General features: G+C 55.6%; 14 protein-coding genes. 7 read left to right on the forward strand and 7 right to left on the reverse strand.

All coding sequences use genetic code 11. From position 1 onward, the window contains the following. Nucleotides 1-28: 28 nt before the first annotated feature. The gene (gene pstA / locus DFR30_RS11850; RefSeq protein ID WP_132973507.1) at nt 29-1,699 is read right to left on the reverse strand and encodes a phosphate ABC transporter permease PstA; all 1,671 of its coding nucleotides are present in this window, start codon (nt 1,697-1,699) and stop codon (nt 29-31) included. A gap of 12 nt (nt 1,700-1,711) precedes the next feature. Continuing rightward, nucleotides 1,712-3,958, reverse strand: a complete 2,247-nt coding sequence (locus DFR30_RS11855; RefSeq protein ID WP_132973509.1) for an ABC transporter permease subunit — start codon at nt 3,956-3,958, stop codon at nt 1,712-1,714. A gap of 147 nt (nt 3,959-4,105) precedes the next feature. On the opposite strand from DFR30_RS11855, the gene DFR30_RS11860 reads away from it, so the two are divergent. After that, a complete protein-coding gene (locus DFR30_RS11860; RefSeq protein ID WP_132973511.1) occupies nt 4,106-4,423 on the forward strand; it encodes a PilZ domain-containing protein in 318 nt (105 codons plus the stop codon). Nucleotides 4,424-4,482: 59 nt separating this feature from the next. Here DFR30_RS11860 and DFR30_RS11865 read toward each other — a convergent pair whose 3' ends face one another. From DFR30_RS11865 to egtD, 4 genes are all read right to left on the reverse strand, one after another. Next, complete coding sequence (locus tag DFR30_RS11865; RefSeq protein WP_132973513.1) at nt 4,483-5,460, reverse strand: PstS family phosphate ABC transporter substrate-binding protein; 978 nt, start codon at nt 5,458-5,460, stop codon at nt 4,483-4,485. Between the two features lie 91 nt (nt 5,461-5,551). Further along, nucleotides 5,552-6,862, reverse strand: a complete 1,311-nt coding sequence (phoR, locus tag DFR30_RS11870) for a phosphate regulon sensor histidine kinase PhoR (protein ID WP_132973515.1) — start codon at nt 6,860-6,862, stop codon at nt 5,552-5,554. Continuing rightward, a complete protein-coding gene (gene phoB / locus DFR30_RS11875; protein WP_132973517.1) occupies nt 6,859-7,554 on the reverse strand; it encodes a phosphate regulon transcriptional regulator PhoB in 696 nt (231 codons plus the stop codon). Before phoB ends, phoR begins: the two co-directional genes overlap by 4 nt. Before the next feature lie 45 nt (nt 7,555-7,599). Further along, nucleotides 7,600-8,607, reverse strand: coding sequence for an L-histidine N(alpha)-methyltransferase (gene egtD, locus DFR30_RS11880; RefSeq protein ID WP_132973519.1), 1,008 nt, complete (start codon nt 8,605-8,607; stop codon nt 7,600-7,602). An 80-nt stretch (nt 8,608-8,687) separates the two neighbouring features. On the opposite strand from egtD, the gene egtC reads away from it, so the two are divergent. From egtC to DFR30_RS11895, 3 genes are all read left to right on the forward strand, one after another. Next, nucleotides 8,688-9,467, forward strand: coding sequence for an ergothioneine biosynthesis protein EgtC (gene egtC / locus DFR30_RS11885; protein ID WP_132973521.1), 780 nt, complete (start codon nt 8,688-8,690; stop codon nt 9,465-9,467). 2 nt (nt 9,468-9,469) lie between these two features. Then, nucleotides 9,470-10,618, forward strand: a complete 1,149-nt coding sequence (locus DFR30_RS11890; protein ID WP_132973523.1) for an SUMF1/EgtB/PvdO family nonheme iron enzyme — start codon at nt 9,470-9,472, stop codon at nt 10,616-10,618. Between the two features lie 95 nt (nt 10,619-10,713). Beyond that, nucleotides 10,714-11,316, forward strand: a complete 603-nt coding sequence (locus tag DFR30_RS11895; protein WP_132973525.1) for a TatD family nuclease-associated radical SAM protein — start codon at nt 10,714-10,716, stop codon at nt 11,314-11,316. A 39-nt stretch (nt 11,317-11,355) separates the two neighbouring features. On the opposite strand, the gene DFR30_RS11900 is transcribed toward DFR30_RS11895, so the two are convergent. After that, nucleotides 11,356-11,886 (reverse strand): helix-turn-helix transcriptional regulator, encoded by a 531-nt coding sequence (locus DFR30_RS11900; RefSeq protein ID WP_132973527.1) that lies wholly within the window; start codon nt 11,884-11,886, stop codon nt 11,356-11,358. Between the two features lie 183 nt (nt 11,887-12,069). Here DFR30_RS11900 and DFR30_RS11905 point away from each other — a divergent pair, with 183 nt between their 5' ends. From DFR30_RS11905 to nadC, 3 genes are read left to right on the forward strand one after another with little or no spacing between them, the layout of a single operon-like run. Next, a complete protein-coding gene (locus DFR30_RS11905; protein WP_424565402.1) occupies nt 12,070-13,452 on the forward strand; it encodes an alanine/glycine:cation symporter family protein in 1,383 nt (460 codons plus the stop codon). Further along, complete coding sequence (locus DFR30_RS14690; protein ID WP_279386908.1) at nt 13,453-13,584, forward strand: FKBP-type peptidyl-prolyl cis-trans isomerase; 132 nt, start codon at nt 13,453-13,455, stop codon at nt 13,582-13,584. Beyond that, a complete protein-coding gene (gene nadC, locus DFR30_RS11910) occupies nt 13,584-14,420 on the forward strand; it encodes a carboxylating nicotinate-nucleotide diphosphorylase (RefSeq protein WP_132973529.1) in 837 nt (278 codons plus the stop codon). The genes DFR30_RS14690 and nadC overlap by 1 nt, the downstream gene beginning before the upstream one ends. Nucleotides 14,421-14,440: the final 20 nt, after the last annotated feature.

Genomic DNA, 14,440 nt, shown 5'->3' on the forward strand with positions numbered 1-14,440 from the left:
TTTGAACTTTCACTCATAATAGATCCTGTTATTGATCCAGTGTGCGGTAGCGTTCACGCAAACGGTTCCGGATGGAAATTGCTGTCAGATTAAGTGCCACGATAACCAGTACCAGCAACAGCGCGGTTGCGTAGACCAGGGGTCGTGCCGCCTCGACATTGGGACTCTGGAACCCGACGTCATATATATGAAAACCAAGGTGCATAAACTTGCGATCCAGATGGATAAACGGTGCATTACCGTCCAGCGGTAACGCCGGTGCCAGCTTCACCACACCCACCAGCATCAGTGGCGCCACTTCACCGGCTGCACGTGCGACAGCCAGTATGACGCCGGTCATCATGGCCGGGCTGGCCATCGGCAAAACGGTTCGCCACAGTGTTTCTGCCTTGGTGGCGCCCAGCGCAAGGCTGCCCTCGCGAATGGATCTCGGGATACGTGACAAGCCTTCTTCGGTTGCCACAATGACAACAGGCACAGTCAACAATGCCAGTGTCAACGATGCCCACATCAACCCGGGCGTTCCAAACGTCGGTGCAGGTAGCGCCTCCGGGAAGAGCAACTGATCGATATTGCCACCAAGAACATAGACGAAGAAGCCCAGGCCGAACACACCGTAAACAATCGAGGGTACGCCGGCCAGATTATTGACCGCGATTCGAATCAACCGGGTCAGCGGGCCCTGCGTCGCATACTCGCGCAGGTAGACGGCGGCTATCACACCGAACGGTGTTACCAACAGCGCCATCAACATCACCATCATCACCGTACCGAAAATAGCCGGGAAAATACCACCCTCTGTATTTGCTTCGCGCGGGTCTTCACTGACGAATGCCCACAGGCTGGAAAGGTAGAACCCTGTTTTGTGCCAAAACCCCATGGTATTCGGCTGCCAGGCTCGCACGATATTCGCCAGGGGAATGTTGACGGCCTCGCCTCCCATCGCCAGCATCGTGATGGAATCACGCCTGAGTTCCCGGTAGCGAGCGTCCAGCTTTTCCTGTAGTTCACTGAATTCGGCCTGCAGGGATTGTTTGCGGCGTTCGATATCCGCGATGGCTTCCGGTGTATCCTCGTCATCCAGCTCCAGCCTCCTCCGCTCCAGACGCAACTGCTCAAGCCGGTAGTTGATTGCACCGATATCTTTACGTTCCAGTTTACGAATCAGCTTGCGAATATCGCGTACGCGTTCGAGTCTGGGTTGTAGCTCGAGCCATGCCGCGTCCTTCCCGGCAACCAGCTTCCCTTCTTCACGGACATCCTGCAGGAAACCGTAAAAGTTACCCCACTCGGTACGCTCCAGTTCAACCAGTTCTTTCGGTGTCTCCCGGCTGATGATGGACGGCTCATTGATCCAGCGAAAATCCAGCCCGGAAATATCCCGATTACCGGTCTTGATGAGGTAACGTTCGATGTCCACGGCGTCGCCATAAGACTCGACCGGCTCTCCCGCTTCACGCAATCGTTCGACAGTGATGCGCTCGGTATCGGAAATTTCACCGATCAAATGCTGTACGCTGCCATCCGGCATGCGGTACTGCATTTCCTGCAGCGGTGACGGCCAGAAGTGCCCAAGTCCATTTACGGCAATCAGGCCCAGTAAACCCAGCACCATGATCAGGCTGGCAGAGACCGCAGCAGCATTCAGCCATATCCATGGCTTGCCGCTTTTTACCCAACTGCCAAAGTCTTTACTCATACATCATTCCCGTCACAGGCTACTGTACTTGTTACGCAGCCGCTGACGAATCAGCTCGGCGCCGGTATTAAAGACAAAGGTAAACAGGAACAGCACCAACGCGGCAAGAAACAGGATACGGTAGTGCGTACTCGCCACTTCGGACTCTGGCATTTCCACTGCAATATTGGCAGACAGGGTACGCATGCCCTGGAAGATACTCAGGTCCATTACCGGTGTATTGCCGGTCGCCATCAGCACAATCATGGTTTCACCAACAGCACGTCCCACTCCCATCATGACACCGGAGAAAATTCCCGGGCTGGCGGTCAGCAGAACGACGCGAACCAGCGTTTGCCAGCTGGTTGCACCGAGCGCCAGTGAGCCGCTGGTCAAGTGCCGCGGCACACTGAAAATCGCATCCTCGGCAATCGAAAAGATGGTTGGAATAACGGCAAACCCCATCGCCATTCCCACCACCAGCGAGTTGCGCTGGTCAAACCCGATACCCATTTCATGCTGCAGCCAGGCCGGCATATCACCACCAAACAGCCATTGTTCCAGCAAGGGACTCACGGCCAGCGACAAATATCCCGCTCCCAGTATGACCGGAATCAACAACGCAGCCTCCCAGCCCGTTGATATCCGGCCGGTGACACGTAGTGGCAAGCAATGCCACAACCAGGCCGTGGCCAGTACCAGCAGGGGCATCAACAGCAACATGGCGAACAGGCCGGGTAAATGCGTCTCCACCAGCGGTGCCAGCCAAAGTCCGGCCAGAAATCCCAGGATAACCGTGGGCAGGGCTTCCATAATCTCGATGGTCGGCTTCACCATCTGGCGCATCTTTGGCGCCATGAAATAGGCGGTGAATACTGCGCCAAGTATTGAAAGAGGAATCGCGAACAGCATGGCGTAAAACGCCGCCTTGAGTGTACCGAACGCCAACGGCGTCAGACTGAATTTGGGTTCGAAGTCATTATCTGCCGCCGAAGACTGCCAGATATATTCCGGCTGGTCATAACCCTCGTACCAGACCTTGCCCCATAGCGCGCCCCAGGACACTTCCGGGTGCGGGTTATTGATACGCCAGAACTCGAGTTGATTGTTATCATTCAATGCCCACAATGCATCGGCACGCGGACTGACTGCCAGCAGACGTACAGGCGCATCCGAAACGGTTTTCCGGATCAACCGCTGTCCGGCCGTCGCATGATAGATCGAAACACTGCCATCTTCACCCGCAACCAGGAAACCTTTTCGACTGGACTCCGGTACCAGCGCCCGTGTGCTGACTTCATTATCAAAACTGCGAATCTGTTGAAGGTGGGATACACCCTCCTCGTCCCTGACCTGGAACCACTGACTAATCCTGCCGTCGTCACTGGCCACCATGATAGAGTTGCCACCTGCCAGGAAGCCTGCGGAAACCACACGGGTATTTTTTGCCGTGACCCTGATCTGTTCATGCAGACGCGCCTGCGACAAATCTGAAATATCGAACCAGGCCAGTGTCCCGTCACGGCTTACCAGGTACAGCTCACGCTGCGAGGGATCGACCAGCAGACTAACAATGTCTTCAATATCGGTATAGCCACTGCTTCGCTCGAATGTCCAGCCGGCATCTTCCTCCATAAGCGACGCTTCGGGAGAGGCACGCACGACCGACAGCATGCCACCCTGTGTCCAGGCCACGATCGTGAAAGACTCGTCCTGTTGAATCGCAAGTTTGTCCAGCGATGCCCTGTCAGTGTTGACATCAACGGGTGTCTTGCCGAGCGGGTACTGCACTTCCGGTGTAATGACACGTTTGTCATTCGGGAAACTGACCTGGTAGTTGAGTTTGACGACCAGTGCCTGCCCGTTACTGAAACCCAGCGCAACAATGCCGGAATTCGGACGCGCCGCCGAAAAACCGGCAACTTCTGCCGCGTCCGGAACGGGTAACTGCACCTGACTGATTTCGTGACCATCGCTTGTGGAAAGAAAACGTACGTGCCCCTTGCGATCGATCACTGCACCGATTTCTGCCTGCTCTTCCATCGACAGGTAAACCGCCTCATTGCCGTCCGGCAGCGGATAGGTCGCCTCGTGCTGCATCTCGGCAGATTTGAGCAGCGGCATAACAACATACAAAAGATAGATGAATATCAACAGGATAGCGATGATGACTGAAACACCACCAGCACCGATCAGCCAACGCGCCAGGCGATCCCTGAGCAGGCGCAGGCGAAGGTGAACACTACTTTTATAACTGTTTGAAGTTGATGGCCCGGACATGATCAGAACAGGGTACGCGACGATTATGACCATTGTGTGACAGGCAATTCACCTGAACAAAGCCCCCCTTTGGCATTGAATTTGCTTTTGTTACTACCAGCAACACCGGACCGCCACACGTCTGGCACATATGGGAGGGCATGCCACATGGGCATCGAACATCGCTGGAGTTCACGACGCGAAATTGATCTTGAAGTAAACCTGCACTATCCACCTGTTGGAACGGTCAACGGGAAAACACGCAATATCAGCCTTGAAGGTATGTACGTCGATCTCAAGGGCGTACGCATTCCACCACAGGCAAGACTGGAAATTTCCTTTATTGCCGAAATGCGCGGCCGACCTGTCGAGCACCGTCTGCCGGCCTACGTGGTGCACACCCGGGACGGTGGTGTAGGACTGATGCTGCAACACGTCGGTTACCGCGAATTCGACGCACTGCGCTTCATGCTCAACGCCGCATAAAATATCGCTAAAAAAAAGCCCCCGCCGTAGCGGCGAGGGCTTTCCGATCGGCAGGAAACTTACTGCAGCTTGAGCAATTCCTTGTCGACAACCGACTTCGGCAGCGGGATGTAGCCGTCCTTGATGACAACATTCTGGCCCGGGCGGGATAACACCAGCTTCAGGAACTCACGCTCCAGGGGTGGTAGCGGCTTGTTCGGATGCTTGTTCACGTAGACATACAGAAAGCGTGACAGCGGGTACTTGCCGGTAATGGCATTTTCAGACGTTGCTTCAACAAACGGCTGCCCGTCCTTTTTGGCCAACGGCACAGTACGCACACCCGAGGTGGTATAACCGATACCGGAATAACCAATGCCGTTTAGCGAGGAAGAAACCGACTGCACAACCGAAGCAGAACCCGGTTGCTCATTTACGTTGTTCCTGTAGTCGCCCTTGCACAAGGCTTTCTTTTTGAAGTAACCGTAAGTCCCGGAAACCGAATTGCGGCCATAGAGCTGAATGGTACGGTTTTTCCAGGCGCCTTCCAGGCCCAACTGGCCCCAGCGCGTGATATCTTCCGGGTAGCCGCACTTGCGGGTGGATGAAAATATTGCATCAACCTGTGGAATTGTCATGCCCTTGACCGGGTTGTCCTTGTGTACAAATACCGCGAGCGCATCGATTGCGACCCGGATCGGGGTCGGCTTGTAACCGTAGCGGCGCTCGAAAGCTTCCAGTTCCTTGTCCTTCATCTTGCGACTCATCGGACCCAGGTTTGAAGTGCCTTCGGTCAGTGCAGGCGGTGCAGTGGAGGAACCTGCCGCCTGGATCTGTATGTTGACGTTCGGGTATGCGCGCTTGAATTCCTCGGCCCACAGGGTCATCAGGTTGGCCAGGGTATCTGAACCGACACTGGACAGGTTGCCGGATACGCCACTGACGCGGTTATAGTCCGGTATACCGGAATCTACCCTGGATTCTGCCATCAGCGAACTGCTGAAACCCAGTACGGCCGACAGCACGCCGGCGACCAGTGTGTGTTTACGTAAAGCCATTCGTGTTCTCCTTGCTCAGGAACAATTATGTTGAATCGGGTTTGTTACTGTGTGGAGATGCTAGTCCTGTAATATGACAGGCGTATTACAATTACAGGGCTTTTGCTGATTTACAACTGCGTAATTGCGATTCGGGGAAGCGGCAACCGAAACGGCTGCCACGGCCCGGTTCACTGTCAATTTCGAGACGCCCCTGGTGCCGTAATAACACATGCTTCACAATGGCAAGCCCCAGCCCGGTGCCACCACGCGCACGCGATCTTCCGGCATCGACACGGTAAAAGCGTTCCGTCAGGCGGGGAATATGCTGTGCCTCGATACCTGGCCCGCTATCGGTTACTGAAAATAACCCGGTCTCGTTCTCGCGCACCCAATCCACCTGAATACTGCCACCTGCCGGCGTGTAACGTACCGCATTGAACACCAGGTTGGAGAATGCGCTGAACAGTTCACTCTTGACGCCAACCAGGCACAGTGTATTTTCGATATGAACTTCGAACCGGTGCCCCTCGACACCACTTAGCGTCTTCGCCTGGCTGACAACCTGTGCAACCAGCTCCGGTATATCCACAACCCGGGCCGCATCATTGGGCTCATCGCTCTCGAGTCGCGCCAGCAGCATCAGGTCCTCGACCAGCCTGCGCATCCGCTCGCTCTGCTCTTGCATGCTTTGCAGGGGAACGACACAACGCTCATCCGGCTCATCATCGATCATTGCTTCAAGGTAACCGGTAATCACTGTAAGCGGTGTACGCAGTTCATGTGACACATTGGCCACAAAATCCTGCCGCATGCGTTCCAGCTTTTGTATATGCGTCATGTCGCGGGCCACCAGCAAACGACGATTACCCGCATAGCGGACAAGACGGATACGTAATGTCTGGCCTTCGTTGACCGGCGAGGGTATTTCAACACCGCCCTCATAATTATCGCTGTGGAGATAGTCCAGAAAGGCAGGGTGTCGAATCAGGTTACTGATGCGCTGGCCACTGTCACGCGGAAACTCAAAACCAAGGTAGCGGGCAGCGGCTGTATTCCACCATTCGATTTCCTCGCTGTCCGGCCTGAGTTCGACAGTCGCGTCCGGCAATGCACCGGTCATTTTATGCAACCGCTTCAGCATATGACTCAGGTTGCGTTTGCGCTTCTGGTTGCGTTGCTGCAATCGGTAAATATGCTCGAAAGCCTCGTCCCAGATGCCGCTGGCCTCGGGCGGCTTGAATGACTTGCTCTCGCGTAACCAGCGGACCAGTCGATTGAGATTATAGAGATGCCAGCCAAGATAAATAACCAGCACCAGCAACAGGCCAGCCATTACCTGGCCAGCCAGTGCACCAACAAGTACACCGACCAGTATCAGCGCGGCCAGCCGCCACAGCTCATGCTGCCAGGCTCGGGTCACACCTTCGCCTTGTCTGAAAAACGATAACCGGCGCCGCGTACGGTTTGTATGAATCGATCACAGCCACAGCTTGCCAGAGCCTTGCGCAAGCGCCTGATGTGCACATCCACCGTGCGTTCTTCTACATATATGCCACGCCCCCATACACGGTCGAGCAATTGTTCGCGGCTGTAGACCCGGTCGGGGTGTCGCATAAAAAAAGACAGTAAGCGAAACTCGGTCGGCGCCAGCTCGATTTCCGTTTCATCAGCCAGAACACGATGATCGACCGGGTTAAGTGCAAGCCCACCAATCTGCACCACTTCCTGCCCGGATTCGGGACTGGTACGCCGTAACACCGCCTGGATACGGGCAACCAGTTCCCTGGGCGAGAACGGCTTGGTGACATAGTCATCAGCCCCGGTTTCCAGGCCACGCACCCGGTCATTTTCATCACTGCGGGCCGTTATCATGATGACAGGCAGTGCGGCGGTGAGTTCTTCGCGGCGCAGACGTCTGGCAAGATCGACACCGCTCATACCCGGCAACATCCAGTCCAGCAAAACAAGGTCAGGAGGGTTTGCCGCAATCGCCAGCAAGGCCTGCTCGGCATCGGCAACCTCATCCACGCGAAAGCCGGCTTTTGTCAGTGAGAAACCCAGCATTTCGCGGATTGCCGACTCGTCTTCTACGACCAGAATACGTTTCATTATCTCTGTTACCGGATCACAACAGTGTCACAGCAAAGCACAGAAGTATTACGATTGTGTGACAGGGCCGCCTTCCGGACCGGCAAGTACCAGTGAAAACCAGCCATTGTCCGGTTCAAAATGGCGCTGAATGGCCAGCCCCGCATCATTCAGCAAGGACTCCAGTCGGGCCGGAGTAAACTTGCGACTGATCTCGGTCAGGATACGCTCACCGTCCTCCAGTTCGAGAGTGCGGTCGAGTGCACCAATATGAACAGATTGCCTGCAACGTGATACCAGGTACATCTCTATCTGGCTGGCCTCGGCATTAAACAGTGCGCGGTGCTCAAAATTGGTATCGCAAAACTCTGCGTCCAGCTCGCGATTCAATACTTGCAACAGGTTCAGGTTAAACCGGGCAGTAACGCCTGATTCATCATTATAGGCGGCATGCAGTACCCCGGCGTCCTTGACCCGGTCTGCGCCCAGCAGCAATCCATCACCCGGCCGCATAATTGCGCGCACCTCGTCGAGAAACGCTGCCGCTTCTTCCCCGGTAAAGTTGCCGATCGTTCCACCAAGGAACAGATACAGACAGCGTCCTTCACGTGGCGGCAAACCGGCCAGGCCACCGTGGTAGTCCCCGACCAGTGCATTGACCTGTAACCACTCATACTCCTCCACCAGTTGCTGGCCGCTATCACGGAGCATTTCCTCGCACACATCAAAGGGCCAGTAGGAGGTTGTTTCACCTGCCCGGTCACAGGCGTCGAACAGGTGCCGCGTCTTGCGCGCCGTACCGCTACCGAACTCCACAATATGATCCGGGCGAAGCTGCTCGATAATATCCCGCGCACAGACCTGCAACAGCGCCTCCTCGGTTCGCGTTGGATAATATTCCCGGGTTTCACAGATTGCATCGAACAGCTGTGAACCGCGCTCGTCATAAAAGTACTTGGGCGGCATGAAGCGCGGCGCATCGATCAGCCCTGCACTGGCATCCTCCAGAATATCCTGCACCGGTAACCGTGCGGGCACCTTGTGACTGGTCAGGCGTGACTCGGCATTCTCCTCCATTTACACCACCATATTGGATAAGCAGGCTGCATAGGCTACCATCGACGGCAATCCAGCGAAACAGAGAGCCTTGCCACCCGATGTGCCGGATCGCCGCCTACCTGGGAGAACCCGTTGCACTGAGCCATTTTTTGCTCGATCCGCCACACAGCCTGGAGGTCCAGGGCTGGGCGCCACAGGAACTCAAATACGCCAAACTGAATGCCGACGGTTTTGGTTTTGCCTGGTATGACGCTGAGGGCAGGCCGGCGGCTTACGTCAATCCGGCACCCATCTGGTCCGATCCGAATCTGCCGCACCTGGCACGAACCCTCGTCAGCCCACTGTGGATTGCGAGTGTCCGCAGTGCAACAACAGGCAATCCTGTCAATCACGCCAACACCCAGCCCTTCCTCGACAACGAGTTCCTGTTTGATCACAACGGACTCATCGATGATTTTCACGGCGCGCTACAACAACACATGGTTCAGCAACTGGCTCCGGAGCTGCTGGCCACAATACGTGGCAATACTGAATCTGAATACCTGTTTGCCGCACTGCGACAACGGCTCAAAGACAACCCTGATCTCCCTGTAGAAACTGCACTGGCAGAACTGATGGATAACATCGCAACATGGACAGAAGGCCATCGTTGCCTGCTCAACATTGTTGTCAGCGACGGCGAACGCTTGTACGCCGTACGTCACGCAATCGGTGACGACTGCCCCTCACTGTATTACACTACCGATGATGAAATGTTCCCCGGCGCGCAACTCATAGCCTCGGAGCGACTGACCGAATCCTCGTTCTGGCAAAGCATGCCGGAACACCAGATTCTGATCCTTGACCCGGAAGAGCCACCCGAACTACTGTCACTTTAAACATGAACGCACTGATCAATGAACTGGAAATGGCGCATGCACTGATCCTGGCACTTGCCGAGGGTGTCGATGACACCACCTTCCGCACCCAGTATCACCCCGACCTGAGCCCCCTGGGCTGGCATCTTGGCCACTGCGTATTTACCGAATGCCTGTGGTTACATGAAACTATTCGGGGCGAGGATAGTGTTACTGCACCCATCGCCGACCTCTACACACCGCCACGCACACCAAAACAGGAGCGAGGTCGCCTGCTGCCGCCCCGGGAACCCATGCTCACCTGGGCACGGGATCTGCTGGCATACAACCTGCACTTTCTCTCTGAAATACCCGAGCAATGGCGTGAACACGCATTATTCAGGGATGATTACATTCTTCATTTTCTCATCCAGCACTACTGTCAGCACTATGAAACCATGCTCATGGTGTTGACCCAGAAAGCCCTTGCTGAAACAGCACCGAACGGACTGAACCCCTCGCCCATGACAGCACAAGCGCCAGGGCGTGAGCGTATCGATATTCCTGCGGGACATTTTCAAATCGGCGGTGAAACACCCACCGCCTACGATAATGAAGTGCCACCACAACAGGCTGAACTGGGCGAATTCCAGATCAGCAAGACACCTGTCAATAACGCCGAATTCCTGGGCTTTATCGAAGACAGGGGATATCAGCGCGAAGACCTCTGGGAAACCACAGGCTGGGCCTGGCGAGAACAAAACGGGATTTCCGCACCCGATCACTGGCGACAGACCGATGATGGCATCTGGTATGGCGTCAGCCTGCGCGGCAGCTATGAACTGGCGGAGGATGAACCTGTGTCAGGTATCAGCCGGCACGAAGCCCTCGCCTTTGCCAACTGGGCCGGCGGACGCCTGCCCCACGAATACCAGTGGGAAGCCGCATGCCGCAGTGGCGTACTTGAACAGACCGGCCACGCCTGGGAATGGTGTGGCAACACCTTCCACCCTTATAAAGGCTTCCAGCCATTCCCCTACCCGGAGTATTCACAATCCTGGTTCGATGAAAACCACTACAGCCTGCGCGGTGGCTGCCTGCATACACGCCCTGCGATCAAGCGCCCCAGCTTCCGCAACTTCTATGAAGCCGACAAGCGCCACATATTTGCCGGCCTGCGACTGGTATTTTGACCCAGGTCAAGCCCACAGCAGACCACGCATACTAGAATCGTGCCTGTATTGCCGGATTTTCAAAGGCATTCTGCCCCAGGCAAAACCGGAGACACATGCAAACACCCGTTCTGGCCTATACGATAGGTGACAAACGTTACCTGAATATAACCGACAGGTGCACACTGCGCTGCACCTTCTGTCCGAAATACTGCACCCTGCCCAGGGTCCATGAGTTTGATCTCAGCCTTGCGCAACGCCCTGAAACCGACGATGTCATTAACGCACTCGGAAATCCTGCTGACTACCGGGAAGTTGTATTTTGTGGATTTGGGGAACCAACACTTCGTCTCGGACCGCTACTGGAAATCGCAACCCATATCAAACTGCACCGTGGCCGCGTTCGTGTTAACACCGATGGTCTCGCCAACCTGGTTCACAAGCGCAACGTACTGCCCGAACTCGTTGGCAAAATCGACGCCCTGTCGGTATCGATGAATACACAGAACGAGACGCTCTACCAACAACATTGCCAGCCGGCCCTGGCCGGCTCCTTCCAGGCTATGCTGGACTTCCTGGAGCTGGCACCGGACTACATTGAATCAGTCACAGCAACCGCTATCGATGGCCTCGAAGGTGTGAATATAGAAGCCTGCCGGGAACTGGCGACACAACGAAAGGTGGCTTTCCGAAAGCGTGTGCTGGATATTGTCGGCTGATACACAGAACGCCCGGTAATCCACCCACATGGAAATTTCTCACCGCAGCACCCGGTTTGCCGGCATAAACTCGGGAACCTCGCCCAGATCCCGTATCTTGTGGTAGACGTTATTGAGATGCGTCCTCAATGTCGCCTTTGAAATTGAAAGTTCCTTGCAAATTTCCGGGTTGGAAATTCCCTTGATTGTCAGGGAGACCACCTCGACTTCACGCTTCGTCAGCCCCTTGTCGCGGTAATAGGCCATCGCCATTTCATAACGGTCCTCGAGTGGCTGCAGGAAAGTGATGAGGCTTTCAGCACTGCACAGCAACGTAACATCGAAGAAACCACCATGCATATAACTGTTCTTGTACACCCGGGAACCCCAGTCTTTCCACTGCTGGTTGTTATCGCTGGCGTACAGTTCCATACATCCTGTCTCGCACAACTCACCAACCCGCTCTCCACACAATTCGCGGCAATAATCGTTCTGGCTCAGCACGCATTTGTTCCCGTCCTTGACGCAAACCGCGATATTGCTGGCGTCCAGCGAAGACTCCAGTATTGCACTCATTGACGTTGTCAGCATTTATAGCCCCCCTTTGCGTTGATTCAGGGCAATCTAGCAAAGCCCCTGGGTATGAAAAATCGACATCCAGGGTGGATTTTATGGGGTCTCAGGCTGCAATTTCGTTGATATAGCTCAGATTCCTTTATAATCCCGGAATGTCAGACTCGAACCGACTCCACACGCCAGACCCGCATATTTCCCATGAGTAGCACTATGCAGACCCTCACCGACTGGAGCGGCCAGCTCGCCGGCCTGTTATGGGGCAACGCACTGACACTTAGCCTGCTGCTCGGGATGGGGCTGTACCTGACGATACGCATGGGGCTGATCCAGTTTCGCGGCTTCCGGCATTCACTCGCATTACTGTCCGGTGCCTATGACCAGCCGCACCACGAAGGCCACATCACCCACTTCCAGGCACTGTCTACGGCCCTGTCGGCCACAGTCGGCACCGGTAATATTGCCGGTGTTGCAACCGCGATATCGCTGGGCGGTCCAGGCGCCCTGTTGTGGATGTGGGTAACCGCTTTCTTCGGTATGGCCACAAAGTTTACCGAGTGCACGCTGGCACTGCGCTTCCGCGAAGTTCGCGAGGACGGCACCATTGCCGGTGGCCCCATGTATACCCTGTTGCACGGGTTGAAAATGAAGCGCACGGCCATGTTGTTCGCCAGCTTTGCACTGATTGCCTCGTTCGGTATCGGTAACATGGTACAGGCCAATTCGGTCGTGGATGGACTGGGTTACCTGTTCCCCGAAGTGCGCGAATACGCCTGGCTGGCCGGGTTGGTTCTTGCATCACTGGTAGGTGCAGTGATCCTGGGCGGGGTAAAACGTATCGCACGCGTAGCATCGATGATTGTCCCGTTCATGGCGCTGCTCTATGTTGGCGCCGCGATCCTGGTACTGATTAATCACCTGCCGGAGATTCCTGCTGCCTTCGCCACCATATTCAATCATGCCCTGAACCCCTGGGCCGTGGGCGGCGCGGCCGTGGGTGAAGCTATACGCTGGGGCGTGGCACGCGGATTGTTCTCCAACGAGGCCGGACTCGGATCTTCGCCTATCGCCCATTCCGCCGCACGAACCAACGAACCGGTTCGTGAAGGCCTGGTTGCCATGATGGAGCCGTTTATCGATACCCTGGTGATCTGCACCATGACCGGACTGGTTATCGTAGTGACGGGTGCCTGGACCCTGCAACGCGATGACCTTGTAGGCGCAGCACTGACGGCTCATGCCTTTCAGAGCTCCATTGGTGTATCGGGTGCCAGCGTAGTTGGCATCGGTCTCAGCCTGTTTGCCTTCTCCACCATTATCGCCTGGTCTTACTACGGTGACCGCTCGGCCAGCTTCCTGTTCGGTGAGCGCGCCGTGCTGCCCTACCGTCTGTTGTATACCGTTCTCGTCATGGTCGGTGCTGCGGTTCCCCTGCAGCTGGTCTGGAACCTTGCCGACATCACCAATATTCTGATGGCGGCCCCCAACCTGCTGAGCCTGGCGTTGCTGGCCGGACTGGCACAAAAACTCAAGACCGGGTATTTTTCCCGTTCCTTGAATATGGAACAGAACGAGGCAAGCTGAATGAGTGAAGTTACAACCGATAGTGGTCTGAAACACGAGGATCACGACTGCGGGGAACGCGGCGCGGGTAACGTGATTCCACCCGATGCCACCCTGGTATTTGAAATCGGGTTACTGGAGCTTTCTGAATAGTGTTACTGGAAGTCCTCGAAGCACACATCGACGAAGATGTGCATCATGCACTGGAAGAAGACGTTGGCCAGGGCGATATCACAGCCCAACTGGTCCCTGCTGACGGCATCTGGAAAGCCAGCGTGTATAGCCGCGAGCACGCCATCCTGTGTGGTCGTAACTGGTTTGACGCTGTATTCCGCCAACTCGATGAGAAAGTAGACCTGCGCTGGTATGCCGCCGACGGTGATTCCATGGCACCGCACCAGGTTGTCTGTACGCTGAAAGGCCCGGCACGCAGCCTGCTCACCGGTGAACGTACAGCACTCAATTTCCTGCAAACCTTGTCTGGCACTGCTACCCTCGCCCACCAGTACGCGAAACAGGTTGAAGGGTTAAGTACGCGCATTCTGGACACCCGGAAGACTATCCCCGGTCTGCGCCGCGCGCAAAAGTATGCCGTGCGCACCGGTGGTTGCCATAACCACCGTATGGGGCTCTACGACGCATTCCTGATCAAGGAAAACCACATCGCAGCGGCAGGCTCAATCAGTGCAGCAGTGCGGAATGCACGCAACCTGGATGCTGAATTGCCGGTTGAAGTGGAAGTCGAAAACATGGATGAACTACAGCAGGCCCTGCAAACCGGCGTCAAGCGGATCATGCTGGACAATTTCAGCCTCGAAAATATTGGTGCGGCAGTTGCACTTAATGATGGCAAGGCAGAACTCGAAGCTTCTGGCGGCATCACACTGGACAACCTGCGGCAGTATGCCGAAACCGGCGTCGACTACATCTCTACCGGTGCGTTAACCAAGGATGTGAAGGCCATAGACCTTTCCATGCGCTTTGACTGAGCAAAGCATCATAAAAAAGA

The organism is Thiogranum longum (genome assembly GCF_004339085.1).
GTDB classification, from domain to species: domain Bacteria; phylum Pseudomonadota; class Gammaproteobacteria; order DSM-19610; family DSM-19610; genus Thiogranum; species Thiogranum longum.